We start from the raw sequence: 24257 nt of genomic DNA on the forward strand, positions 1-24257 counted from the left end.
TCAACCCGCCAGTACTTTGTTCAAGGTCGCGATCAGGGTTTCTTCGTCTACCGGTTTGGTCAGGTAGTCCTTCGCCCCTTGGCGGGTCCCCCAGACCTTGTCGGTTTCCTGGTCCTTGGTGGTAATGATGATGACCGGGATATGCCCCGTGTCCGGGTCCTTGGTCAGCTGGCGCGTGGCCTGGAACCCGTTGAGGCCGGGCATGACGATGTCCATCAGCACCGCGTCGGGCTTTTCCTGGCGGGCCAGGGCCACGCCGTCGGCGCCATTCTCGGCTTTCAAGACCTGATGGCCGTGCTTTTCCAGCATGCCGGTCAATTTGTACATTTCGGTCGGCGAATCATCGACGATCAGAACTCGTGCCATGGTGTTCCCCATTTCTTCTGTAGACCCCAGGCCGAAGGCCGAGCGTCATTAATGTGCCTGGTGCGGCTGGACAGCGGCAAAACCCGGGACATGGGCCTGTATCGCGCCCAGCAATTCTTCCTTGCTGAAAGGCTTGGTCAGAAACTGATCGGAGCCGACGATGCGCCCCTTGGCCTTGTCGAACAGACCGTCGCGGGACGACAGCATGATCACCGGCGTCGCCTTGAAGGCGCTGTTGTTCTTGATCAGGGCACAGGTCTGGTAACCGTCCAGGCGCGGCATCATGATGTCGACAAAGATGATGCCCGGATGGTGGTCGACGATCTTGGCCATGGCGTCAAAACCATCGACCGCCGTGATGACCTCGCAGCCAACGTTGCGCAGCAAGGTCTCGGCGGTGCGGCGGATGGTCTTCGAGTCGTCGATGACCATGACCTTCAAGGCGCTGGGTTGCTGCTGCGTGAGATGCTCTGCCATTGCCACTGCAAACCGGTTTTTAACGCGTAAGTGTGATCGACAGCGCAAACCCTTGATGTTCAAGGCCCGCACGTCACATGGCAGCCTTTTTAGCACAGTCTCCATCGCCGATCTATCAGCCGCTCGGCACGGCGGTTTTTCCTTGACCGCCAAACTTCGGGGCGCCACTCTGACGCCACTTTTTCAAGCCATTCGTGCCCACCCCATTTTCGAGGAACCAAGCCATGAGCGTACGCGTCGGCATTGTCATGGACCCAATCGCCAGCATTTCCTATAAGAAGGATAGCTCGCTGGCCATGCTGCTGGCCGCTCAGAAGCGCGGCTGGGAGCTGTTCTACATGGAACAGCGCGACCTTTACCAGGCCGAGGGCCAGGCGCGCGCGCGAATGAAGCCGCTGAAGGTCTTCGCCAACCCTGAGAAGTGGTTCGAACTGGGCGCGGAAAGCGACGCGCTGCTGAGCGACCTGGACGTGATCCTGATGCGCAAGGATCCGCCGTTCGACATGGAGTTCGTCTACTCCACCTACCTGCTGGAGCAGGCCGAAAGCGCCGGTGTGCTGGTGGTCAACAAGCCCCAGAGCCTGCGCGACTGCAACGAGAAGCTGTTCGCCACGCTGTTCCCGCAGTGCACGCCGCCGACCATCGTCAGCCGTCGCCCGGACGTGCTGCGCGAATTCGCCGATCACCACGGCGATGTGATCCTCAAGCCGCTGGACGGCATGGGCGGCTCGTCGATCTTCCGTCACACCGCCGGCCATCCGAACCTGTCGGTGATCCTCGAAACCCTGACCTTGCATGGCAAGCAGCAGATCATGATCCAGGGTTACCTGCCGGCCATCGTCGACGGCGACAAGCGCATCCTGATGATCGACGGCGAGCCGGTGGACTATTGCCTGGCCCGCATCCCGGCGGCCGGTGAAACCCGTGGCAACCTGGCGGCTGGCGGCCGTGGCGAAGCCCGCCCGTTGACCGACAAGGACCGCTGGATCGCCGCCCAGGTCGGCCCGACGCTACGCGAGAAAGGCCTGCTGTTCGTCGGCCTGGACGTGATCGGCGAGCACCTGACGGAGATCAACGTCACCAGCCCGACCTGCATCCGCGAGATCGACAATGCCTTTGGCACCGACATCGGCGGGATGCTGATGGATGCCATCGAGAAGCAGTTGCAAGCGGCAAGCCACAAGCGGCAAGTCTGATGCAGCTTGTCGCTTGCAGCTTGAGGCTTGAAGCTAAAAACCAACATTGCGTTATCATGCCCGGCCTGTGAAACCCGCGATGTTGGTTTTTTTGTCATGACACTCCCGTCCGATCTGCCCCAAGAGCTCGCCCATCGTGGCGTGCGCCCGGCTGATCGCCTCGGTTTTACGCTGTTCCTGGCGGCACTGATCCACCTGGCGGTGCTGCTGGGCGTCGGGTTTGCCACGGTCGAACCCAAGCAGATCAGCCAGACCCTGGAGATCACCCTGGCGACCTTCAAGAGCGAAACCAAGCCCCAGAAGGCCGATTTCCTTGCTCAGGAAAACCAGCAGGGCAGCGGCACCCTGGAGAAGAAAGCGATTCCCAAGACGACCGAAATCGCGCCGTTCCAGGACAACAAGGTCCAGAAGATCACCCCACCGCCGGCCGCCAAGCCGGAAGTTCAGGAAACCGCGCCCAAGGCCGCCGTGACCACTACCGCGCCGAAACCGAAAAAGGCCCCGGTCAAGGAAGAGGTCAAGCCCGATCCCAAGCCCAAGGCGCCGGAACCGACCTTCGACAGCTCCCAGCTGTCCAGCGACATCGCCAGCCTGGAGGCCGAACTGGCCCAGGAACAGCAGCTGTACGCCAAGCGCCCGCGCATCCACCGCCTGAGCGCCGCGTCGACCATGCGCGACAAGGGTGCCTGGTACAAGGATGAATGGCGCAAGAAGGTCGAGCGTATCGGCAACCTGAACTACCCCGAGGAAGCCCGGCGCAAACAGATCTACGGCAATTTGCGGCTGATGGTTTCGATCAACCGCGACGGCTCGCTGTATGAAGTGCTGGTGCTTGAGTCCTCCGGCCAGCCGCTGCTGGACCAGGCCGCCCAACGGATCGTGCGCCTGGCCGCGCCGTTCGCGCCGTTCACTGGGGACCTGTCGGACATCGACCGCCTGGAAATCATCCGCACCTGGAAATTTGCCCGGGGTGATCGGCTGTCCAGTAACTGATCTTCAGGCAGTAACAATACCCTGTGGGAGCGAGCCTGCTCGCGAAAGCCATTGGTCACTCGGCATGGATGGCGGCTGGTACACCGCATCGCGAGCAGGCTCGCTCCCACAAGGGAATTTGCGTGCGCCGGACCATTTGCAGCACATCCCCGGCTTGTCAGTTCGGCCATGCGCCGCCACACTAGCGCCTATGAAAAACGTCAGCCCCACCTACCTCAAGCATCATTTCCTGATTGCCATGCCGCACATGGCCGATCCGAACTTTGCCCATACCTTGACCTACATCGTCGAGCACACGGCCAATGGGGCCATGGGATTGGTGGTAAACCGCCCGCAGGAGCTGAACCTGGCGGATATCCTTGAGCAACTGCGTCCCGAGGTCGAGCCGCCACTCCTGTGTCAGCACGTACCGATTTTCATCGGCGGCCCGGTGCAGACCGATCGCGGTTTCGTGCTCCATCCGTCGGGTCCCAAATTCCAGGCCACCGTTGATCTGAACGGCGTGTCGCTGTCCACTTCCCAGGACGTGCTATTTGCCATCGCCGACGGCGTCGGCCCGGAAAAGAGCCTGATCGCCCTGGGCTATGCCGGTTGGGAACCCGGGCAGCTGGAAGCCGAGCTGGCCGACAACGCCTGGCTGACGTGCCCGTTCGATGCCGACATCCTGTTCAACACCAGCAGCGAGTTGCGCCTGGAAGCGGCGGCCAGCCGATTGGGCGTGAACCTGGGCCTGCTTACCAGCCAGGCGGGCCACGCCTGATGGCCCTGCGCCTGCTGCTGGGCTTTGATTACGGCACCAAACAGATCGGCGTCGCGGTCGGCCAGGTCATTACCGGCCAGGCCCGCGAGCTGTGCACATTAAAAGCGCAGAACGGCGTTCCGGACTGGAACCAGGTCGAAGCGCTGATCAAGGAATGGAAACCCGACGCCGTGGTGGTCGGCCTGCCATTGAACATGGACGGCACGCCCAGCGACATGTGCCTGCGCGCGGAAAAATTCGCTCGCCGGCTCAATGGCCGCTTCAATCTGCCCTTCTATACCCATGACGAACGCCTGACCACCTTCGAGGCCAAGGGCGAGCGCCTGATGCGCGGCGGGCAGAAAGGCAGTTACCGCGACAACCCGGTGGACGCCATCGCCGCCGCCCTGCTGCTGCAAGGCTGGCTTGATGCCAACGCCGCCCTGTTCGAAACCTGATTTTTGAAAGCGCCGCCAAGGCGCTTTCTTCTAGCGACAAGCCGAGTCATGAGCACCGACCCGCAAACCTGAAGGAGCCAGCATGAGCCTGCCCAATCCTGCCGAACTGATCAGCCAGATGGCGATCCGTCTCACGGCGCACCTGGAACAACGTGGCATCAGCGAACCGCGCTACATCGGCATTCGCACCGGCGGCGTCTGGGTTGCCCAGGCCTTGCTCGATGAACTGGGCAGCGACTCGCCGCTGGGCACCCTGGACGTGTCCTTCTACCGCGACGACTTCAGCCAGAACGGCCTGCACCCGCAAGTGCGCCCTTCGGCGCTGCCGTTCGAGATCGAAGGCCAGCACCTGGTGCTGATCGACGACGTGCTGATGAGCGGGCGGACCATCCGCGCTGCCATGAATGAGTTGTTCGACTACGGTCGCCCGGCCAGCGTTACGCTCGTCTGCCTGCTCGACCTGGACGCCGCCGAACTGCCGATCCGCCCTAACGTGGTCGGCGCGACGCTGGCGCTGGCGGCCCATGAACGGGTCAAGCTTTCCGGCCCGGCGCCGCTGCAACTCGAACTGCAAGACCTCGCCCTTTAACTGCCCTTGCCAGAGTCCATCGCGATGACGCCTCTCGAAACCAAGCGCCCGCTGCAGCTCAACGATCAGGGCCAGCTGCGGCACTTCCTGTCCCTCGACGGCCTGCGCCGCGAGCTGCTGACAGAAATCCTCGACACCGCCGACTCGTTCCTCGAAGTCGGCGCCCGGGCGGTGAAAAAAGTCCCGTTGCTGCGCGGCAAGACCGTGTGCAACGTGTTCTTCGAAAACTCCACCCGCACCCGCACCACCTTCGAACTGGCGGCCCAGCGGCTGTCGGCGGACGTGATCACCCTGAACGTGTCGACATCCTCGGCGAGCAAGGGCGAAACCCTGCTCGACACGCTGCGCAACCTCGAAGCCATGGCCGCCGACATGTTCGTCGTGCGCCACGGCGACTCCGGCGCGGCGCATTTCATTGCCGAGCACGTGTGCCCGCAAGTGGCGATCATCAACGGTGGCGACGGCCGTCACGCTCATCCGACCCAGGGCATGCTGGACATGCTGACCATCCGTCGGCACAAGGGCAGCTTCGAGAACCTGTCGGTGGCCATCGTCGGCGACATCCTGCACTCGCGGGTAGCCCGCTCGAACATGCTCGCGCTCAAGACCCTCGGCTGTCCGGACATCCGCGTGATCGCACCGAAAACCCTGCTGCCCATCGGCGTCGAGCAATACGGCGTGAAGGTCTACACCGACATGACCGAAGGCCTGAAGGATGTGGACGTGGTGATCATGCTGCGCCTGCAACGCGAGCGCATGACTGGCGGCCTGTTGCCCAGCGAAGGCGAGTTCTACCGCCTGTTCGGCCTGACCACCGCGCGCCTGGCCGGCGCCAAGCCGGACGCCATCGTCATGCACCCGGGGCCGATCAATCGCGGCGTGGAGATCGAGTCGGCGGTGGCCGACGGGCCGCACTCGGTGATCCTCAACCAGGTGACCTACGGCATCGCCATCCGCATGGCCGTGCTGTCCATGGCCATGAGCGGGCAAACGGCCCAGCGCCAATTCGACCAGGAGAACGCCCAGTGAAGCTCAGCATTCTCGGCGCACGCGTGATCGATCCGGCCAGCGGCCTGGATCAAGTGACTGACATTCATATCGATGCCTGCAAGATCGTCGCCCTCGGCGCCGCACCGACAGGCTTCGTGGCGACCGAGGTCCTCGACGCCCAAGGCCTGGTGGCCGCGCCCGGCCTGGTGGACCTGAACGTTGCCCTGCGCGAGCCGGGCTACAGCCGCAAAGGCAGCATCGTCAGCGAAACCCGCGCCGCCGCCGCTGGTGGCGTGACCAGCCTGTGCTGCCCGCCGCAGACCAAGCCGGTGCTGGACACCTCGGCCGTGGCCGAGCTGATCCTCGACCGCGCCCGCGAGGCCGGCAATACCAAGGTCTTCCCAATTGGCGCACTGAGCAAAGGTCTGGAAGGCGAACAACTGGCCGAACTCATCGCCCTGCGTGACGCCGGTTGCGTGGCGTTCGGCAACGGCCTCAACAGTTTCCGCAATACCCGGACCCTGTGCCGCGCCCTCGAATACGCGGCGACTTTCGGCCTGACGGTGATCTTCAACTCCCAGGACCATGACCTGGCCGAAGGTGGCCTGGCCCATGAAGGCCCGACCGCCAGTTTCCTCGGCTTGCCGGGCATCCCGGAAACCGCCGAGACCGTGGCCCTGGCCCGGGACCTGCTGTTGGTCGAGCAGAGCGGTGTACGCGCGCACTTCAGCCAACTGACCAGTGCCCGTGGCGCCGCGCTGATCGCCCAGGCCCAGGCCCGAGGCTTGCCGGTGACCGCCGATGTGGCGCTGTATCAGCTGATACTGACTGATGAAGCGCTGATCGATTTCAACAGCGTCTATCACGTCCAGCCGCCGCTGCGCACCCGCGCCGACCGCGATGGCCTGCGCGAGGCGGTGAAGTCCGGGGTGATCTCGGCCATTTCCAGCCATCACCAACCCCACGAACGCGATGCCAAGCTGGCACCGTTCGGCGCCACCGAGCCGGGCATCAGCAGCGTTGAACTGCTGCTGCCGCTGGCCTTGACGCTGGTGGAAGACGGTTTGCTGGATCTGCCGACTCTGCTCGCACGCCTGAGCGCCGGCCCGGCCCAGGCGCTGCAACTGCCAGCCGGGAAACTGGCGGTGGGCGCGTCGGCGGACCTGGTGCTGTTCGACCCGGCCGCCTCCACCGTAGCCGGCGAAGCCTGGCGTTCCAAGGGCGACAATTGCCCATTCCTCGGCCACAGCCTGCCGGGCGTGGTGCGCTACACCTTGATGGATGGGCGGATTACCCACCAGGCCTGATACCGCGTCGCGCCTATCGCGAGCAAGCTCGCTCCCACAGGGGATCTTCGGTGAACACAGGATATGTGAACACCTCCGAGCCAATGTGGGAGCGAGCTTGCTCGCGATGCAGGCGACTCGGTCTTAATGGAAAGCCCCACGCTTCTGCGCATTACGAATCGAGACCTGATCGTTCAGCGTCCAGAAGTCATACAGCACCCCAAGGAAAAACACCCCGCCAGTCAGCAGGTAGATAATCCCGCTGAGCCACTTCCCTTGGTACATGCGGTGCACGCCCAACACGCCGAGAAACGTCAGCAGAATCCACGCCACGCTGTACTCGATCGGCCCCGGGGTGAAGCGCAGGTCGGCTTCGCGGTCCATGGCCGGAATCAGGAACAGGTCGATCAACCAACCGATACCCAGCAGCCCGAAGGTGAAGAACCAGATCGTGCCGGTGACCGGCTTGCCGTAATAGAAACGGTGGGCGCCGGTAAAACCGAGAATCCACAGCAGATACCCGATGACTTTGCTGTGGGTATCGCGGATTGCGCCCTGCTGATAGCTGTTCATGAATGGCCTCTTTTGCCTCGATAGAAAAATTTGTTCGGATCTTTTGTGACTTTTACATGTCTCGCCGACAAGCGGTCATGAGCGACTCGCGTCGGGGAAACGCCCGGATTACGGGGACCTTGTCGGACAATCGGGTCAAATTGTCGCAATTATGCGGCGTTCACGCTGGGTTCCGGATCGACAAACGGCCTCGGAAAGGCGAAAAAAGCTGTTATAAAGTTGCGCGCTAACCTTTATGAGCCCTGCCTAATGCGTCCATTTTTCAAGACATGGCTGACCATTTGCCTATTATTGCCACTGGCCGCCCACGCCACCAACCGTGAGCAACGTCTTCCGAACATGAACGGCTATACGCCCAAATCCCACGTTTCTGCTCCAACGAGCAAAAACAGGCAAAGCGTCCAGCGTGTGGGTAACGCTCACAGCCGGCTGGTGCCGCCCATGGCGACCAAGACCACCAGCAATGTGCTGAGCCGCGCCGTGAATGTACTGGGCACACCTTACCGTTGGGGCGGCAGCAGCCCAAGTAAAGGTTTCGATTGCAGTGGTCTGGTGAAATACGCGTTCAATGACGCCACGTTCGACCTGCCGCGTACCTCCAATGCGATGGCTGCCGGCCATGGCGAGAAAGTCGAGCGCAAGGACCTCAAGCCCGGCGACCTGATTTTCTTCAAGCTCAAGAGCCGTCGGGTCAACCACGTGGCCATCTACCTGGGCAACGACCGCTTCATCCACGCCCCGCGCCGAGGCAAGTCGGTGACCATCGACACCCTGAACAAGCCGTACTGGGACACCCATTACGTGGTTGCCAAGCGCGTGCTGCCGAAAGAGCCGGGGGCGATGCGGGTCGTTCAGCGTTGATCCAGCATTTTTGCTCTAGCTGAGGCCCCCATCGCGAGCAAGCTCGCTCCCACATTTGATTTGCGGCGAACACAATTTCTGTGGTCACTGAAGATCAAGTGTGGGAGCGAGCTTGCTCGCGATGAGGCCTGCAAAAGCACCACTTCTCTAAAAATTATCCGGCGTACGCGCCCGCTCGCGCGCGTGCTCGCGGCTGATCAGGCCCTTGCTCACCAGATCCTTCAGGCACATGTCCAGCGTCTGCATCCCCAGCGAGCCGCCGGTCTGGATCGATGAATACATCTGCGCGATCTTGTCTTCGCGGATCAGGTTGCGGATCGCCGAAGTGCCCAGCATGATCTCGTGCGCCGCGATGCGGCCGCCGCCAATCTTCTTGACCAGCGTCTGGGAAATCACCGCCTGAAGCGACTCCGACAGCATCGAGCGGACCATCGACTTCTCGTCGCCAGGAAACACGTCCACTACCCGGTCAATGGTCTTGGCCGCCGACGTGGTATGCAGCGTGCCGAACACCAGGTGCCCGGTTTCGGCGGCGGTCAGCGCCAGGCGAATCGTCTCCAGGTCGCGCATCTCCCCCACCAGGATCACGTCCGGGTCTTCCCGCAGGGCCGAACGCAGCGCCGTGGAGAAACCCTGGGTATCGCGATGCACTTCACGCTGGTTGATCAGACACTTGCGCGGTTCATGCACGAATTCGATGGGGTCTTCGATGGTGAGGATGTGATGGTGCTTGTGGCTGTTCAGATAGTCGATCATGGCCGCCAGGGTGGTGGACTTGCCCGAGCCGGTCGGCCCGGTTACCAGCACCAGCCCGCGAGGAACCTCGGTGATCTTGCGAAACACCTCGCCCATCCCCAGGTCTTCCATGGTCAGGACTTTTGAGGGAATAGTCCGGAACACTGCCCCCGCGCCCCGATTCTGGTTGAAGGCATTGACCCGAAATCGCGCCACGCCGGGTACATCGAAGGAAAAATCGGTTTCCAGAAACTTCTCGTAATCCACTCGTTGGCGGTCGTTCATGATGTCGTAGATCAGTTCATGAACCTGCTTGTGGTCCAGCGCCGGCAGGTTGATCCGCCTTACATCGCCGTCCACGCGGATCATCGGCGGCAGCCCGGCGGACAGGTGCAGGTCCGACGCCCCCTGTTTGGCGCTGAACGCCAGCAATTCAGTGATATCCATAGCGCTCCTCAATTCCAGTAGAATGCCGCGAACCTCAGACCGCTGGCCTCTCTTTATGACCACCATAGCAGACAACATTGCTCAGGTTAGATCGCGCATCCATGCCGCGGAGCAGGCCGCCCAGCGCTCAGGACACAGCGTCCAGCTGCTGGCGGTGAGCAAGACCAAGCCGGCCCAGGCCCTGCGCGAAGCCCACGCCGCAGGCCTGCGGGACTTCGGCGAGAACTACCTGCAGGAAGCGCTGGGCAAGCAGGCCGAACTGACCGACCTGCCCTTGATCTGGCACTTCATCGGCCCCATTCAATCGAACAAGACGCGCGCTATCGCCGAACATTTCGACTGGGTGCACTCCGTGGATCGCCTGAAAATTGCCCAACGCCTGTCCGAGCAGCGCCCGGCCGACCTGCCGCCGCTGAACATCTGCATCCAGGTCAACGTCAGCGGTGAAGCCAGCAAGTCCGGCTGCACGCCAGCGGACCTGCCCGCCCTCGCCAATGCCATCAGCACGCTGCCGCGCCTCAAACTGCGTGGGTTGATGGCGATTCCCGAACCAACCGAGGATCGCGCCGAACAGGACGCGGCCTTCGCAACCGTTCAACAGCTGCAAGCCAGCCTGGACCTGCCGCTGGACACGTTGTCCATGGGCATGAGCCATGACCTTGAATCCGCCATTGCCCAAGGCGCCACCTGGGTGCGCATCGGCACAGCGCTGTTTGGGGCGCGTGACTACGGCCAAGCGCCCAGCTGACTCACTTATCTCTTTATAAGGACCTGTCATGAGTAACACGCGTATTGCCTTCATCGGCGCCGGCAACATGGCCGCCAGCCTGATCGGCGGCCTGCGGGCCAAGGGCCTGGACGCATCCATGATCCGCGCCAGCGATCCGGGTGAAGAGACCCGCAAGCGGGTGAGCGCCGAGCACGGCGTCGAAACCTTCGCCGACAACGCCCAGGCCATCGAGGGTGTGGACGTCATCGTGCTGGCCGTCAAGCCGCAAGCAATGAAGTCCGTGTGCGAGGCACTTCGCCCGCATCTCAAGCCTCATCAATTGGTGGTGTCGATCGCCGCCGGCATTACCTGCGCCAGCATGAATAACTGGCTCGGCGCCCAGCCGATCGTGCGCTGCATGCCCAACACCCCGGCACTGCTGCGCCAGGGCGTCAGCGGCCTGTTCGCCACCGCACAGGTGAGCGCCGAGCAACGCCAGCAGGCTGAACAGCTGCTGTCAGCCGTGGGCCTGGCGCTGTGGCTGGACACCGAGCAGCAACTGGACGCGGTCACCGCTGTCTCCGGCTCGGGCCCGGCGTATTTTTTCCTGCTGATCGAAGCCATGACCGCCGCCGGAGAAAAACTCGGTCTGAGCCGCGAGATCGCTGCCCAACTGACCTTGCAGACTGCTCTCGGCGCCGCTCACATGGCGGTGTCCAGCGATGTCGATGCAGCGGAATTGCGTCGCCGCGTGACCTCGCCGGCCGGCACCACCGAAGCGGCCATCAAATCTTTCCAGGCCGGGGGCTTCGAAGCCCTGGTGGAAAAAGCACTCGGCGCCGCCGCGCACCGCTCGGCCGAAATGGCCGAACAACTGGGCCAATAAGGAGCCATTCATGATTGGATTGAACACTGCAGCGGTCTACGTCCTGCAAACCCTCGGCAGCCTGTACCTGCTGATCGTGCTGATGCGCTTCGTGCTGCAACTGGTGCGCGCCAACTTCTACAACCCGCTGTGCCAGTTCGTCGTCAAGGCGACCCAACCGCTGCTCAAGCCCCTGCGCCGGATCATCCCGAGCCTGTTCGGCCTGGACATGTCGTCGCTGGTGCTGGCGATCCTCGTGCAACTGGCGCTGATGGCCCTGACTCTGCTGCTGACCTACGGCACCACCGGCAACCCGCTGCAACTGCTGATCTGGTCGCTCATTGGCGTCGCCGCGCTGTTTTTGAACATCTTCTTCTTTGCCATGATCATCAGTGTGATCCTGTCCTGGGTCGCGCCGGGCAGCCACAACCCGGGTGCCGAGCTGGTGAACCAGATCTGCGAGCCGGCCCTGGCGCCGTTCCGCCGCATCGTGCCGAACCTCGGCGGCCTGGATATCTCGCCGATACTGGCATTCATGGTGATCAAGCTGATCGACATGCTGGTGATCAACAACCTGGCGGCAATGACCATGATGCCGGAGATCTTGCGGGTGTTGATCTGACTGGCACCGTATCCGTGGCGAGGGAGCTTGCTCCCGCTGGGCTGCGTGAAGCAGCCCCAAACCAGGCGCCACCGTCTGCCAGACAGTCCCGGGCAGCAGGTTTCAGGGCCGCTTCGCGCTGGAGCGCCAGCCCGGCCCAGCGAGAGCAAGCGCCTTCGCCACGGGATTAATCGGCGGTAATCTACCCCACCCTTTGCTTGCCGCTAACCCCAGCGGTCTTTAGACTTACGCCTCATTTCAACGAGAGCAGGGTCGATGCCAGCTGCCTTTCCCCCCGATTCCGTTGGTCTGGTGACGCCGCAAATGGCGCATTTCAGCGAGCCCCTGGCCCTGGCCTGCGGTCGTTCGTTGCCAGCCTATGACCTGATCTACGAAACCTATGGCACCCTCAATGCCACGGCGAGCAATGCCGTGCTAATCTGCCACGCCCTGTCGGGGCACCACCACGCCGCCGGCTACCACAGCGTCGACGACCGCAAGCCAGGCTGGTGGGACAGTTGCATCGGCCCCGGCAAGCCCATCGACACGAACAAGTTCTTCGTGGTCAGCCTGAACAACCTCGGTGGTTGCAACGGCTCCACCGGTCCCAGCAGTCTCAACCCGGACACCGGTAAGCCGTTCGGCGCCGATTTCCCGGTGCTGACCGTGGAAGACTGGGTCCACAGCCAGGCACGCCTGGCCGACCGCCTCGGTATCGCACAATGGGCGGCGGTGATCGGCGGCAGCCTCGGCGGCATGCAGGCGCTGCAATGGACCATTACCTACCCGGACCGCGTGCGCCACTGCCTGGCGATCGCCTCGGCGCCCAAGCTGTCGGCCCAGAACATCGCGTTCAACGAAGTGGCGCGCCAGGCGATCCTCACCGACCCCGAATTCCACGGCGGCTCGTTCCAGGAGCACGGCGTGATTCCCAAGCGCGGGCTGATGCTGGCGCGGATGGTCGGACACATCACCTACCTGTCCGACGATTCCATGGGCGAAAAATTCGGCCGTGGGCTCAAGAGCGAGAAGCTCAACTACGATTTCCACAGCGTCGAGTTCCAGGTGGAAAGTTACCTGCGCTACCAGGGCGAGGAGTTCTCCGGGCGCTTCGACGCCAACACCTACCTGCTGATGACCAAGGCGCTGGACTACTTCGATCCGGCGGCGAACTTCGACGATAACCTGGCGAAAACCTTCGCCAACGCCACCGCCAGGTTCTGCGTGATGTCGTTCACCACTGACTGGCGTTTCTCCCCGGCCCGCTCCCGGGAACTGGTGGACGCGCTGATGGCCGCGCGCAAGGACGTCTGCTACCTGGAAATCGACGCGCCCCAGGGCCACGACGCCTTTCTGATTCCGATCCCGCGTTACCTGCAGGCGTTCGGCAACTACATGAACCGTATTACGCTGTGAGGACGCCATGAGAGCCGATCTGGACATCATCCAGGAATGGATCCCCGCCGGCAGCCGCGTGCTCGACCTGGGCTGCGGCAACGGCGAACTGCTGACCTGGCTGCGCGACAACAAGCAAGTCACCGGCTACGGCCTGGAAAACGACCCGGACAACATCGCCGAGTGCGTGGCCAAGGGCATCAATGTCATCGAGCAGGACCTGGACAAGGGCCTGGGCAACTTCGCCAGCAACAGCTTCGACATCGTGGTCATGACCCAGGCCCTGCAAGCCGTGCATTATCCGGACAGGATTCTCGACGAAATGCTCCGTGTCGGCCGCCAGTGCATCATCACCTTCCCCAATTTCGGCCATTGGCGCTGCCGCTGGTACCTGGCGAGCAAGGGGCGGATGCCGGTCTCGGAATTCCTGCCGTACACCTGGTACAACACGCCGAACATCCATTTCTGCACCTTCGAGGATTTCGAAGAACTGTGCCGCGAACGCAAGGCCAAGGTCATCGATCGCCTGGCGGTGGACCAGCAGCACCGCCACGGGTGGGCCAGCAAGCTATGGCCTAATCTGTTAGGTGAAATAGGCATCTATCGGGTCAGCAGCCCGGGCCTCGCCGACCACAAGGTCGCGGTGTGAGCACCGGCCTTTTTCAGGAGCACGACATGAAGCGTCTAGCGTTGTTCTTAATCACCACCTGCCTGAGCGTGGGCACCATGGCTGCCGACGTCATCAAGGCCGAGCGCAAGGAAGTGTTCGGTGACGTGACCGTGCACTACAACACGTTCAATTCCACCTTCCTGACACCCGACATCGCCAAGGCCGCCGAGCTGATCCGCAGCAAGAACCAGGGCGTGATCAATGTCTCGGTGCTCAAGGGTGGCAAGCCACTGATCGCCCAGGTCAGCGGCACGGTGAAGGACCTGACCAGCAAGACAGTCACCCTCACCTTCCGCCAGGTCACTGAACCAGGCGCGATCTATTACATTGCCCAGTATCCGGTGGACCAGCAGGAAACCCGGACTTTCGAGATCAAGGTTCAGACCGGCGACAAGATCAACACCATCAACTTCAACCAGGAACTGTTCCCGGGCCAATGATGAACCTCACCCAACTCGTGCTGGCCAGCCACAACGCCGGCAAACTCAAGGAACTCCAGGCCATGCTCGGCGGATCGGTGCAACTGCGCTCGATCGGGGAATTCAGCCAGGTCGAGCCGGAAGAAACCGGCCTGTCGTTCGTCGAGAATGCCATCCTCAAGGCCCGCAATGCCGCGCGCATTTCCGGGCTGCCGGCGCTGGCCGATGACTCCGGTCTGGCGGTTGATTTCCTCGGCGGCGCGCCGGGCATCTACTCGGCCCGTTACGCCGATGGCAAAGGTGATGCGGCAAACAACGCCAAGCTGCTTGAAGCCCTCAAGGATGTGCCCGAGGCCGAACGCGGCGCACAGTTCGTTTGTGTGCTGGCCCTGGTGCGCCACGCCGACGACCCGCTGCCGATCCTCTGCGAAGGCTTGTGGCACGGGCGCATCCTTACCGAGGCCAGCGGCGAGCACGGCTTTGGCTATGACCCATTGTTCTGGGTACCCGAGCGCAACTGTTCCAGCGCCGAGCTGGGGCCGGTGGAGAAAAATCAACTGAGCCACCGCGCCCGCGCCATGGCCCTGCTGCGTCAACGCCTGGGCCTGCAATGATCGACGACGCTCCCGCACCGCTGATTCATGGCGGTGTACAAACGCCCCGGGCCCCGCTAGCGGAGCTGCCGCCCCTGGCGCTGTATATCCACATCCCGTGGTGCGTGCGCAAATGCCCGTATTGCGATTTCAACTCCCACACCGCCAGCCCGCAGTTGCCGGAAGAGGAGTATGTCGACGCTCTGCTGGCCGACCTCGACCAGGATCTGCACGCGGTTCATGGTCGACCGTTGAGCTCGATCTTTTTTGGTGGCGGTACCCCGAGCTTGTTCAGCGCCCGGGCCCTGGGCCGATTGCTCAAGGGTGTCGAGGCGCGGATAGCGTTCGCCCACGACATTGAAATCACCCTGGAAGCCAACCCCGGCACGTTCGAGCAGGAAAAATTCATCGCCTACCGGGCGTTGGGCATCAATCGCCTGTCCATCGGTATCCAGAGTTTCCAACAGGCCAAGCTTGAGGCCCTGGGGCGGATCCATAACGGTGACGAGGCGGTGCGCGCCGCCGGTATGGCTCGCCAGGCCGGCTTCGACAACTTCAACCTGGACCTGATGCATGGCCTGCCCGACCAGTCTCTCGACGACGCTTTGAGCGACCTGCGCCAGGCCATCGCCTTGAAGCCAACCCACCTGTCCTGGTACCAACTGACGCTGGAGCCGAACACGGTGTTCTGGAACCAGCCGCCGACCTTGCCGGAAGACGATACGCTGTGGGACATCCAGGAAGCCGGGCAAGCGCTGCTCGCCGAGCATGGCTACGCCCAGTACGAAGTCTCGGCCTATGCCCAGCCCGGACGGGCGGCGCGACATAATCTCAACTATTGGAGCTTCGGCGACTTCATCGGTATCGGTGCCGGTGCCCACGGCAAGCTCAGCCATCCGGACGGGAGCATCGTACGCACCTGGAAGACCCGCTTGCCGAAGGATTATCTCAACCCGGCCAAGCGCTTCCTGGCCGGGGAAAAGAGCCTCGCCAACGAAGAGCTGCCTTTCGAGTTCCTGATGAACGCGCTGCGCCTCACCGAAGGCGTACCGTCGCAGCTGTATCCGCAGCGCACCGGGCTGACCCTGGAAAGCCTGGCCGAAGGCCGGCGCGAAGCCGAACAAAGCGGGTTGTTACAGGTCGAACCGTCACGTCTGGCGGCGACCGAGCGCGGACAGCTGTTTCTCAACGACCTGCTGCAAAAATTTCTGAGCTGATCAAAACAAGGAAATCGAATGGATCTGGTACTCGACCTGCTCGCCACCGTGTCCCGCTGGAGCCGCAGCAACCTGTCGGAAATCTCCCTGGCACTGGTAGGCTGCCTGCTGGTGTTGTTTGGCGCTGACATCAAGGGCTGGGTCGAACAACGCCTGGGCAGCATCGCCGGCGCCTTGCGCGTCCCGCTGATCGCCCTGCTGTGCATGATCGGCAGCGGCGCCGCGCTGATCTACGCCACGCCGTGGATCGTCCGGGGCTTGAGCCAGTTCAACAACTACAGCCTCGCGCCGGTGTTGCTGGTGGTTTTGGTGCTGATCGGCGTCGTGGCGGATCGGCGCTGAACTCCAATACACCGCAAAACGAACTGTGGGAGCGAGCCTGCTCGCGATGAGGCCCTCACATCCAACACCCATGTTGACTGTCTGGCCGCCATCGCGAGCAAGCTCGCTCCCACATTATTGGCTTACGCCAACTTCTCGAACTTCAAATCCCAGACCCCATGCCCGAGCCGTTCGCCACGGCGTTCGAACTTGGTAATCGGCCGTTCCGCCGGACGCGGGACGTAGCGGCCATCTTCGGCCAGGTTGCAGTAGCCCGGCGCGACGTTCATCACTTCCAGCATGTATTCGGCGTACGGCTCCCAGTCGGTGGCCATGTGCAGCACACCGCCGACCTTCAACTTGCTGCGCACCAGTTCAGCGAACGATGCCTGGACGATCCGGCGCTTGTGGTGGCGACTCTTGTGCCACGGGTCCGGGAAAAACAGCATCAGCCGGTCGAGACTGTTGTCGGCCACGCAGCGGTTGAGCACTTCGATGGCGTCGCAATCGTAGACCCGCAGGTTGGTCAGCCCTTGAGTCAGTACGCCGTTGAGCAACGCACCGACACCCGGACGGTGCACTTCCACGCCGATGAAATCCTGGTCCGGCGCGGCCGCGGCCATTTCCAGCAGCGAATGGCCCATGCCGAAGCCGATTTCCAGCGAGCGTGGCGCCGAGCGGCCGAACACCTGGTCGAAGTCCACCGGCGCGTCGACCAGCGGCAGGACATACAACGGCGCACCCTGCTCCAGGCCGCGTTGCTGGCCTTCAGTCATGCGCCCGGCGCGCATCACGAAACTCTTGATGCGGCGGTGCTGGCGCTCTTCGCCTTCTTCCGGGAGGACCGGCGTGTCGTTCGATTCAGTCATCAATGGCTCTTACTTGATCAGACCATCCAGCGGCGAGGATGCGCTGGCATAGAGTTTTTTCGGCATGCGCCCGGCCAGGTAGGCCAGGCGACCGGCAACAATGGCGTGTTTCATGGCTTCGGCCATCAGGACTGGCTGCTGGGCGTGGGCGATGGCGGAGTTCATCAGCACCGCTTCACAACCCAGTTCCATGGCGATGGTGGCATCGGAGGCGGTGCCGACACCGGCATCCACCAGCACCGGGATCTTCGCTTCTTCAAGGATGATCTGCAGGTTGTACGGGTTGCAAATCCCCAGGCCCGTGCCGATCAGCCCGGCCAGCGGCATGACCGCGATGCAGCCGATTTCCGCCAACTGACGAGCGATGATCGGGTCATCGCTGGTGTAGACCATCACGTCGAAACCTTCCTTGACCAGCGTTTCTGCGGCCTTGAGAGTTTCGATCACGTTGGGGAACAGGGTTTTCTGGTCCGCTAGCACTTCCAGCTTCACCAGGCTGTGACCGTCGAGCAGCTCACGGGCCAGGCGGCAGGTGCGCACAGCCTCGATGGCGTCGAAGCAACCGGCGGTGTTCGGCAGGATGGTGTAGCGATCCGGCGGCAGGATATCCAGCAGGTTCGGTTCGCCCGGATTCTGGCCAATGTTGGTCCGACGCACGGCGACGGTTACAATCTCGGCACCCGAAGCTTCAATGGCCTGGCGGGTCTCTTCCATGTCGCGGTACTTGCCGGTGCCTACCAGCAGACGCGACTGGTAAGTACGACCGGCCAGGACGAAGGGCTTGTCGCTACGAACGATGCTCATGGGAAATCCTCTGTTGGGGTGAGGTTCTTGCGAATGCTGCGAAATCGCGGCGACTAACCGCCGCCGATGGCGTGGACCACTTCGACGTTGTCGCCATCATTCAACGTGGTGTCGGCGTGCTGGCTGCGCGGGACGATATCCAGGTTGAGCTCCACCGCGACGCGGCGTCCGGTGAGTTCCAGACGGGTCAGCAGGGCCGCGACGGTTTCGCCGTCGGGCAGTTCAAGGGGTTCGCCGTTCAACTGAATGCGCATGCCGGATGCCGCCATCATTTTTAGGGGCTGGCATTCTAGCCCGATCAGTCTGGACGACCCAAGCCCCTTGGTCAGCTACGAGCCGCAAGCTTCAAGCGGCAAGTTGTAGACGCCAAGCCGCAATGCCCAGGCAAAGCCAGCCTATCAGGAAGGCCATACCGCCCAAGGGCGTGATCATTCCCAGTTTGGTGACACCTGTAAGGGTCAACAGATACAGGCTGCCAGAGAACAACAGGATACCGATGACAAAGGAAATACCGGCCCAGGTGACGATACGCCCGGGAATGTGCGTGGCCAGCAATGCGACGCCGAACAGCGCCAGGGTGTGCACCAGTTGGTAGGTGACGCCGGTGTGGAAAATCGCCAGGTAATCAGCGCTCAGACGGCTTTTCAGACCATGGGCGGCGAATGCTCCCAGCGCTACGCCGGTGAAACCGAAAAAAGCCGCCAGCATCAGAAAGCTACGCAACATGGGAACTCCAGTCAGACTCGGGGGACAGGGTCTGTATAATGGCCCGCTCGACGGGTTCGGCCAAGCCATCTCTATGCTGCGTACATTGTTTCGACGATTCGTTAAAGCCCTGCTCTGGTTCGCCGTCGGCAGCGTTGCGCTGGTGCTGCTGTTTCGCGTGGTACCGCCACCGTTCACCGCGCTGATGATCGAGCGCAAGGTCGAATCCTGGTTCGGCGGCGAGCCGATCGACCTGCAGCGCGACTGGCAGCCCTGGGACCAGATCTCCAATAACCTCAAGATTGCGGTGATTGCCGGCGAGGATCAGAAGTTTCCCGAGCACTGGGGCTTTGACATCGGCGCGATCCAGGCGGCGTTTGCCCATAACGGGCGCGGCGGCTCGATTCGCGGCGCCAGTACCCTCAGCCAGCAAGTCTCCAAAAACCTGTTCCTGTGGTCGGGCCGCAGCTGGCTGCGCAAAGGGCTGGAGGCGTGGTTCACCGCGCTGATCGAAGTGTTCTGGCCCAAGCAACGGATTCTCGAGGTGTACCTCAACAGTGTCGAGTGGGACGACGGCGTGTTCGGGGCTGAAGCGGCCGCGAGACATCATTTCCGTGTAGGCGCCGGGGCCTTGTCCCGGCAACAGGCCAGCCTGCTGGCGGCGGTACTGCCCAACCCGCGGGTCTGGAGTGCCAGCCGGCCAAGCCCCTACATACTGCGACGCGCCAGCTGGATCCGGCAGCAGATGAGCCAGTTGGGCGGTGATGGTTACCTGCTGGAGCTTGACCGCGCGCGCCGCGCGCCGTGGGCTCAGTAGTCAAGAACGCTGAAGATCCACTGTGGGAGCGAGCCCGCTCGCGAATGCGGTGTGTCAGCGTACATTTATGTTCTGATACTCAGCATTCGCGAGCAGGCTCGCTCCCACAATAGGCCGCATCGAGGCCAGCATCACACAAACAAAAACGCCCCGATCATCACTGAACGGGGCGTTTTTCATGCCGGTAACGCGGGGTCAAGCCGCGATCGACACCTTGAGCTTGTTCATTGCACTTTTCTCAAGCTGGCGAATTCGCTCGGCCGACACGTTGTACTTCTGCGCCAGGTCGTGCAGCGTGGCCTTCTCTTCAGCCAGCCAGCGCTGGTAAAGAATGTCACGGCTGCGCGCATCCAGCACTTCCAGCGCTTCGTGCAGGTTGGTGTTGGAGTTGTCGCTCCAATCGGCGTCTTCCAGTTGACGCGCCGGGTCGTACCGGTGGTCTTCCAGGTAGTTGGCCGGCGATTGGAAAGCGCTGTCGTCGTCGGCCTCGGCGGCCGGGTCGAAGGCCATGTCATGGCCGGTCAGGCGGCTTTCCATCTCGCGCACTTCCCGGGGCTCTACGCCCAGGCTTTCAGCCACGCGATTGACTTCTTCGTTGTTCAGCCAGGCCAGACGTTTCTTCTGGCTGCGCAGGTTGAAGAACAGCTTGCGCTGGGCCTTGGTGGTCGCGACTTTCACGATGCGCCAGTTGCGCAGGATGAATTCGTGGATTTCCGCCTTGATCCAGTGCACGGCGAACGACACCAGCCGCACGCCCATTTCAGGGTTGAACCGCTTGACCGCCTTCATCAGGCCGACGTTGCCTTCCTGGATCAGGTCGGCCTGGGCCAGCCCGTAGCCGGAATAGCTGCGGGCGATATGTACGACAAAACGCAGGTGGGCGAGCACCATCTGCCGAGCCGCCTCAAGATCCTGCTCATAATAGAGACTCTCGGCCAGTTCACGCTCCTGCTCGGGCGTCAGCAATGGAATGCTGTTCACCGTGTGCACATAGGCCTCAAGGTTCGCACCCGGGACTAGAGCATAAGCAGGTTGCAAAGAAGTGGTCATACGAAAAAACCTCCGACTCACATAACTCGTGCAGTTCAGCACTGCGAAAATTGACCGGGAACCGTAGGACAAGTTCCCACAAAAACTGAAAGGTCAATACGCGCAAAAAATACTATTTTGGAGCAAGCTCACGCAGGTGGCGTGCTACCGCAATCCATGCACCGATATAACCCAACAGCACCGCGCCAAGCAAGAGCGACACGCCGTCGGCGACTGGCACACCGGCCAGTGAAAAATCACTGCCGTACAAACCGGCCAATCCCACTACCGCATCGTTCAGCCAATCCAGGCCGAACGCCAATACCCCCCAGGACAGGATCCCGGCACCGAAGCCATACAGCGCCCCCATGTAGAGGAAGGGCCTGCGAACATAACTGTCCGTACCGCCGACGAGTTTAATCACTTCTATCTCTGTGCGGCGGTTTTCAATATGAAGACGAATGGTATTGCCTATCACCAAAAGTAATGCAGAAACCAGAAGCACCGTCAGACCAAAGACAAACCGGTCGCCGAGCTTGAGTATCGCCGCAAGACGCTCGACCCAGACTAGATCAAGTTGGGCCTGTTGTACCTTGGGCAATTCCGAAAGTCTTTGTCTTAATGCTTCAAGGGTGGGCTTGCCGACCTCGTTCGGGGTCACCAGCACCACACCCGGCAGCGGGTTTTCCGGGAGTTCCTTGAGGGCCTCGCCCAGGCCGGACTGCTGCTGAAACTCTTCGAGCGCCTGCTCGCGCCCGACGTATTCGGCGTCGGCTACGCCCGGCATGGCCTTGATCTGCTCACGCAACGCCTGCCCTTCGCCCGGTGTCGTGTCCAATTGCAGATAGAGGGAGATCTGCGCCGCGCGCTGCCAGGAGCCGCCCAGGCGCTCGACATTATTAAGCAGTAATGACAGGCCCATGGGCAGGCTCAGGGCCACGGCCATCACCATGCAGGTGAAGAAGCTGCCGATGGGCTGCTTGCCCAGGCGCCGCAGGCTGTCGACCAGGCTGGCGCGATGGCTTTCGACCCAGGCGTGCAGCAGCGTGGCGAAATCCGGGCCGTCGTCATCGTCGCGTTTCTTTTTCTGCGGCTGCGGGTCGGAGGCCTTGGGAGCCACGCGCTCGGCCACTTTCGGGCTACGGGTTGCGCTCATACACCCGCCTCCCCGTCGCCGATCAGTCGACCGCGCTGCAAGGTGAGCATGCGATGACGCATACGTGCGATCAGCGCCAGGTCGTGACTGGCGATCAGCACGCTGGTGCCCAAACGGTTGATATCTTCGAATACGCCCATGATTTCCGCCGCCAGTCGCGGGTCGAGGTTACCGGTGGGTTCATCCGCCAGCAGCAAGGCCGGGCGGTGGACGATCGCGCGGGCGATACCGACACGCTGTTGCTGGCCGGTGGACAGGTCGCCCGGATACAGGTCGGTCTTGTCCGACAGCGCTACACGCTCCAGTGCCGAGTCCACGCGCTTGTTGATCTCGGCCTTGGACAGCCCGAGGATCTGCAACGGCAGCGCCACGTTGTTGAACACTGTGCGATCGAACAGCAATTGGTGGTTCTGGAACACCACACCGATCTGCCGTCGCAGGTAGGGAATCTGGGCATTGCTGATGGTGCTCAGGTCCTGGCCGGCCAGCAGCAGCTTGCCGGTGGTGGGCCGTTCCATCGCCAGCAGCAGGCGCAGCAAGGTACTTTTACCGGCGCCGGAATGGCCGGTGACAAACAGAAACTCGCCCCGACGGACCCGAAAGCTCAGCTCATGCAGGCCGACGTGACCGTTCGGATAGCGTTTACCGACCTGTTCGAAACGAATCATGAATGCTCCCGCTCGGCAAACAGTGCCTGGACAAAAGGCTCGGCTTCAAAGGTGCGCAAGTCGTCGATGCCTTCGCCCACGCCGATGTAACGAATCGGCAAGCCGAATTGCTTGGCCAGGGCGAAGATCACCCCGCCCTTGGCGGTGCCGTCCAGCTTGGTCAGGGCCAGCCCGGTCAGTTCGACGGTCTGGTTGAACTGTTTGGCCTGGTTGATGGCGTTCTGGCCGGTGCCAGCATCCAGCACCAGCAGCACCTCGTGAGGCGCCTCGGCGTCGAGCTTGCCGATGACCCGGCGGACCTTCTTCAATTCTTCCATCAGGTTGTCTTTGGTGTGCAGGCGACCGGCCGTGTCGGCGATCAACACGTCGATGCCACGGGCCTTGGCGGCCTGCACGGCGTCGAAAATCACCGAGGCGGAGTCCGCACCCGTGTGCTGGGCAATGACCGGGATCTTGTTGCGCTCACCCCACACCTGCAACTGTTCTACCGCGGCGGCGCGGAAGGTGTCGCCAGCGGCGAGCATGACTTTTTTGCCTTCGAGCTGAAGCTTCTTCGCCAGTTTGCCGATGGTGGTGGTCTTGCCGGCGCCGTTGACGCCGACGACCAGGATCACGAACGGCTTGTTCTGCGAAGCAATCACCAGCGGTTTTTCTACCGGCTTGAGCAGGCTGGTCAGTTCGCCTTGCAGGGATTTGTACAACGCGTCGGCATCGGTGAGCTGCTTGCGAGCGACCTTCTGGGTCAGGCTCTGGATGATGACGGAAGTGGCCTCGACGCCGACATCGGCGGTCAGCAGGCGGGTCTCGATGTCTTCCAGCAATTCGTCATCGATGACCTTCTTGCCGAGGAACAGGCTGGCCATGCCTTCGCCAATGCTGGCGCTGGTCTTGGACAGGCCCTGCTTGAGGCGGGCGAAGAAGCCGACTTTGTTTTCTTCGGCGCTGCGCGGCGGCTCGACCAGAGCCGGAACCTCAGCTGTTACAGCCTCTGGCTCAGGGGCGGGCTCGGGAGTGGCAGGCGCAACGACAACCGGTGTCTCGGCAATGGGCGCCTCGACCGGTTGCGTCGATGCCGGAATCGTTGGGGTGACATGCGCAGCCTGCTCATCTTCGACCAGCGCGACCGGTTCTTCGGCCACGGGCAAGGTCAGCCAAGGCGTTTGCCCGGCGGGCGGGGTCAGTGGCTGCTCGGCAACCGGCTCGACGGTAACCTCAGGCTCGACCGGCTGCAGCACCGGTTCGGCAATCGGCAGGACGATCGGCGCGGTCTCTTCTACCGCGGTCTCGGCCACAGTCTCGGCGGCCGGCTCTGGCGGCAGTTGCGGCTGCTCGACGACGGTTTCCTGCGGCTTCTTGCGCAGCCATCCGAACAGGCCTTTTTTCTCGCCAGCCGCAGCTGGGGTCTTCTTGTCGTCGTTGGAACCAAACATGGAGGACGGCTATCTCACGGTAGCGACGCGCCAGGCAGGCGCCTCGGTGATAAATATTCGATGCTGAACAGACTGCGTTTCATCCAGCTTGTTCACGCGCAACATTTTGTAGAGTTGTCTCGCGGACAACTCAAGTCGCTTTTTTCGAAGGACTGGTGGGACATTTTCGGCGAAAACATCGGGAACAGCAGATAAACCCGAGGCTTCTTCCGCAAATCCAAACAGCCACGAGCCGATAAAAGGCCCGATAGGCGTGGCCGCCAGTAAAACGGATCAGTA

At 62.2% G+C, this 24257-nt stretch carries 30 protein-coding genes; 18 read left to right on the forward strand and 12 right to left on the reverse strand.

Translation table 11 applies throughout. The features are described 5' to 3' along the window. On the reverse strand, window positions 1–366 hold the full coding sequence (pilH, locus tag J3P91_RS25755; RefSeq protein WP_186612056.1) for a twitching motility response regulator PilH: 366 nt from the start codon (window positions 364–366) through the stop codon (window positions 1–3). Between the two features lie 48 nt (window positions 367–414). Next, a complete protein-coding gene (locus J3P91_RS25760; RefSeq protein WP_434571200.1) occupies window positions 415–843 on the reverse strand; it encodes a response regulator in 429 nt (142 codons plus the stop codon). Between the two features lie 224 nt (window positions 844–1067). Between J3P91_RS25760 and gshB the strand changes: the two genes are divergently transcribed. From gshB to J3P91_RS25795, 7 genes are all read left to right on the forward strand, one after another. Continuing rightward, window positions 1068–2039: a glutathione synthase gene (gene gshB, locus J3P91_RS25765; protein WP_434571198.1), complete on the forward strand. Its 972-nt coding sequence runs from the start codon at window positions 1068–1070 to the stop codon at window positions 2037–2039. Window positions 2040–2135: 96 nt separating this feature from the next. Beyond that, window positions 2136–3032, forward strand: coding sequence for a TonB family protein (locus tag J3P91_RS25770; protein WP_434571196.1), 897 nt, complete (start codon window positions 2136–2138; stop codon window positions 3030–3032). Window positions 3033–3222: 190 nt separating this feature from the next. Beyond that, complete coding sequence (locus J3P91_RS25775; RefSeq protein WP_305498183.1) at window positions 3223–3792, forward strand: YqgE/AlgH family protein; 570 nt, start codon at window positions 3223–3225, stop codon at window positions 3790–3792. Next, window positions 3792–4229: a Holliday junction resolvase RuvX gene (gene ruvX, locus J3P91_RS25780; protein WP_305498182.1), complete on the forward strand. Its 438-nt coding sequence runs from the start codon at window positions 3792–3794 to the stop codon at window positions 4227–4229. Before J3P91_RS25775 ends, ruvX begins: the two co-directional genes overlap by 1 nt. 82 nt (window positions 4230–4311) lie before the next feature. After that, complete coding sequence (pyrR, locus tag J3P91_RS25785; protein ID WP_305498180.1) at window positions 4312–4818, forward strand: bifunctional pyr operon transcriptional regulator/uracil phosphoribosyltransferase PyrR; 507 nt, start codon at window positions 4312–4314, stop codon at window positions 4816–4818. A 24-nt stretch (window positions 4819–4842) separates the two neighbouring features. Beyond that, window positions 4843–5847, forward strand: coding sequence for an aspartate carbamoyltransferase catalytic subunit (locus tag J3P91_RS25790; RefSeq protein ID WP_003177495.1), 1005 nt, complete (start codon window positions 4843–4845; stop codon window positions 5845–5847). Further along, the gene (locus tag J3P91_RS25795) at window positions 5844–7115 is read left to right on the forward strand and encodes a dihydroorotase (protein ID WP_434602114.1); all 1272 of its coding nucleotides are present in this window, start codon (window positions 5844–5846) and stop codon (window positions 7113–7115) included. Before J3P91_RS25790 ends, J3P91_RS25795 begins: the two co-directional genes overlap by 4 nt. Before the next feature lie 123 nt (window positions 7116–7238). Here J3P91_RS25795 and J3P91_RS25800 read toward each other — a convergent pair whose 3' ends face one another. Then, complete coding sequence (locus J3P91_RS25800; RefSeq protein ID WP_434602115.1) at window positions 7239–7667, reverse strand: NINE protein; 429 nt, start codon at window positions 7665–7667, stop codon at window positions 7239–7241. 249 nt (window positions 7668–7916) lie between these two features. On the opposite strand from J3P91_RS25800, the gene J3P91_RS25805 reads away from it, so the two are divergent. After that, window positions 7917–8528, forward strand: a complete 612-nt coding sequence (locus tag J3P91_RS25805; RefSeq protein WP_434602116.1) for a C40 family peptidase — start codon at window positions 7917–7919, stop codon at window positions 8526–8528. Between the two features lie 147 nt (window positions 8529–8675). Here J3P91_RS25805 and J3P91_RS25810 read toward each other — a convergent pair whose 3' ends face one another. Further along, window positions 8676–9710 carry a type IV pilus twitching motility protein PilT gene (locus J3P91_RS25810; protein WP_434571187.1) on the reverse strand — a complete coding sequence of 345 codons (1035 nt, stop codon included), beginning with the start codon at window positions 9708–9710 and terminating at the stop codon, window positions 8676–8678. 55 nt (window positions 9711–9765) lie between these two features. On the opposite strand from J3P91_RS25810, the gene J3P91_RS25815 reads away from it, so the two are divergent. The 9 genes from J3P91_RS25815 (at window position 9766) to J3P91_RS25855 (ending at window position 16521) form a co-directional block, all read left to right on the forward strand. After that, a complete protein-coding gene (locus tag J3P91_RS25815) occupies window positions 9766–10458 on the forward strand; it encodes a YggS family pyridoxal phosphate-dependent enzyme (protein WP_434602117.1) in 693 nt (230 codons plus the stop codon). A 28-nt stretch (window positions 10459–10486) separates the two neighbouring features. After that, a complete protein-coding gene (gene proC / locus J3P91_RS25820) occupies window positions 10487–11305 on the forward strand; it encodes a pyrroline-5-carboxylate reductase (RefSeq protein ID WP_434571183.1) in 819 nt (272 codons plus the stop codon). A 10-nt stretch (window positions 11306–11315) separates the two neighbouring features. Next, the gene (locus J3P91_RS25825; protein ID WP_434571181.1) at window positions 11316–11906 is read left to right on the forward strand and encodes a YggT family protein; all 591 of its coding nucleotides are present in this window, start codon (window positions 11316–11318) and stop codon (window positions 11904–11906) included. A 255-nt stretch (window positions 11907–12161) separates the two neighbouring features. Then, on the forward strand, window positions 12162–13301 hold the full coding sequence (metX, locus tag J3P91_RS25830) for a homoserine O-succinyltransferase MetX (RefSeq protein WP_434571180.1): 1140 nt from the start codon (window positions 12162–12164) through the stop codon (window positions 13299–13301). Window positions 13302–13308: 7 nt separating this feature from the next. After that, window positions 13309–13929, forward strand: coding sequence for a methionine biosynthesis protein MetW (metW, locus tag J3P91_RS25835; protein WP_434602118.1), 621 nt, complete (start codon window positions 13309–13311; stop codon window positions 13927–13929). Between the two features lie 26 nt (window positions 13930–13955). Further along, window positions 13956–14390: a DUF4426 domain-containing protein gene (locus J3P91_RS25840; RefSeq protein WP_434602119.1), complete on the forward strand. Its 435-nt coding sequence runs from the start codon at window positions 13956–13958 to the stop codon at window positions 14388–14390. Then, window positions 14387–14983, forward strand: coding sequence for an RdgB/HAM1 family non-canonical purine NTP pyrophosphatase (gene rdgB, locus J3P91_RS25845; protein WP_186612071.1), 597 nt, complete (start codon window positions 14387–14389; stop codon window positions 14981–14983). Before J3P91_RS25840 ends, rdgB begins: the two co-directional genes overlap by 4 nt. Continuing rightward, window positions 14980–16179, forward strand: a complete 1200-nt coding sequence (gene hemW, locus J3P91_RS25850) for a radical SAM family heme chaperone HemW (protein ID WP_434602120.1) — start codon at window positions 14980–14982, stop codon at window positions 16177–16179. The genes rdgB and hemW overlap by 4 nt, the downstream gene beginning before the upstream one ends. Before the next feature lie 18 nt (window positions 16180–16197). Next, window positions 16198–16521, forward strand: a complete 324-nt coding sequence (locus J3P91_RS25855; protein ID WP_014340681.1) for a DUF3392 domain-containing protein — start codon at window positions 16198–16200, stop codon at window positions 16519–16521. A 122-nt stretch (window positions 16522–16643) separates the two neighbouring features. On the opposite strand, the gene trmB is transcribed toward J3P91_RS25855, so the two are convergent. From trmB to J3P91_RS25875, 4 genes are all read right to left on the reverse strand, one after another. Next, entirely contained in the window at window positions 16644–17369 is a 726-nt protein-coding gene (trmB, locus tag J3P91_RS25860) for a tRNA (guanosine(46)-N7)-methyltransferase TrmB (protein WP_434602121.1), read from the reverse strand. A 9-nt stretch (window positions 17370–17378) separates the two neighbouring features. Beyond that, the gene (locus J3P91_RS25865; protein ID WP_434602122.1) at window positions 17379–18173 is read right to left on the reverse strand and encodes a thiazole synthase; all 795 of its coding nucleotides are present in this window, start codon (window positions 18171–18173) and stop codon (window positions 17379–17381) included. Between the two features lie 53 nt (window positions 18174–18226). Next, window positions 18227–18427, reverse strand: coding sequence for a sulfur carrier protein ThiS (gene thiS, locus J3P91_RS25870; protein ID WP_434571171.1), 201 nt, complete (start codon window positions 18425–18427; stop codon window positions 18227–18229). Between the two features lie 91 nt (window positions 18428–18518). Then, complete coding sequence (locus tag J3P91_RS25875) at window positions 18519–18899, reverse strand: DUF423 domain-containing protein (RefSeq protein WP_434602124.1); 381 nt, start codon at window positions 18897–18899, stop codon at window positions 18519–18521. 73 nt (window positions 18900–18972) lie between these two features. Here J3P91_RS25875 and mtgA point away from each other — a divergent pair, with 73 nt between their 5' ends. Beyond that, the gene (mtgA, locus tag J3P91_RS25880; RefSeq protein WP_305498154.1) at window positions 18973–19695 is read left to right on the forward strand and encodes a monofunctional biosynthetic peptidoglycan transglycosylase; all 723 of its coding nucleotides are present in this window, start codon (window positions 18973–18975) and stop codon (window positions 19693–19695) included. A 195-nt stretch (window positions 19696–19890) separates the two neighbouring features. On the opposite strand, the gene rpoH is transcribed toward mtgA, so the two are convergent. From rpoH to ftsY, 4 genes are all read right to left on the reverse strand, one after another. Further along, the gene (gene rpoH, locus J3P91_RS25885) at window positions 19891–20745 is read right to left on the reverse strand and encodes an RNA polymerase sigma factor RpoH (RefSeq protein ID WP_305498153.1); all 855 of its coding nucleotides are present in this window, start codon (window positions 20743–20745) and stop codon (window positions 19891–19893) included. 112 nt (window positions 20746–20857) lie between these two features. After that, window positions 20858–21880 carry a permease-like cell division protein FtsX gene (gene ftsX, locus J3P91_RS25890; protein ID WP_434602125.1) on the reverse strand — a complete coding sequence of 341 codons (1023 nt, stop codon included), beginning with the start codon at window positions 21878–21880 and terminating at the stop codon, window positions 20858–20860. Next, window positions 21877–22548: a cell division ATP-binding protein FtsE gene (gene ftsE / locus J3P91_RS25895; protein ID WP_024778908.1), complete on the reverse strand. Its 672-nt coding sequence runs from the start codon at window positions 22546–22548 to the stop codon at window positions 21877–21879. Before ftsE ends, ftsX begins: the two co-directional genes overlap by 4 nt. Then, window positions 22545–23978: a signal recognition particle-docking protein FtsY gene (ftsY, locus tag J3P91_RS25900; protein WP_434602126.1), complete on the reverse strand. Its 1434-nt coding sequence runs from the start codon at window positions 23976–23978 to the stop codon at window positions 22545–22547. The genes ftsE and ftsY overlap by 4 nt, the downstream gene beginning before the upstream one ends. Between the last annotated feature and the right edge of the window lie 279 nt (window positions 23979–24257).

The sequence above is a fragment of the Pseudomonas sp. Z4-7 genome (assembly GCF_051131965.1).
GTDB lineage: Bacteria > Pseudomonadota > Gammaproteobacteria > Pseudomonadales > Pseudomonadaceae > Aquipseudomonas.